We start from the raw sequence: 314 nt of genomic DNA, 5'->3' as shown, positions 1-314 counted from the left end.
GGACATGACCGACCAGAGCGGTAAGCTGGGTACCCAGGCGAACAATATGCACGTCTATTCCGATGCCACCGGCCAAAAAGCGGTGATTGTGATCGTCGGTGACGATACCAGCGAAGATCTTGGCGTGCTGGCCAAACGCCTGGAAGATCAGCAGCGCAGCCGCGACCCGCAGCTTCAGGTGGTCACCAACAAGTCTGTTGAACTGAAAGGCCACACGCTGCAACAGCTGGACAGCATCATCTCTGCCAAAGGCCAGACCGCCTACTCCTCCGTGGTGCTCGGCAAGGTGGACAATAAACTGCTGACCATGCAGA

The 314-nt window shown here is 57.3% G+C and carries 1 protein-coding gene; it reads left to right on the top strand.

Going from position 1 to position 314, the window contains the following annotated elements; all coding sequences use genetic code 11:
* On the top strand, positions 1–314 hold a 314-nt coding region (locus RTW80_RS28350; protein ID WP_312721431.1), incomplete at both ends, for a DcrB-related protein.

The organism is Escherichia sp. AM3 (genome assembly GCF_032029835.1).
GTDB lineage: Bacteria > Pseudomonadota > Gammaproteobacteria > Enterobacterales > Enterobacteriaceae > Escherichia > Escherichia coli.
The sequence above is the reverse complement of the archived record's forward strand: the minus strand, read 5'-3'. Positions and strand labels throughout refer to the sequence as shown.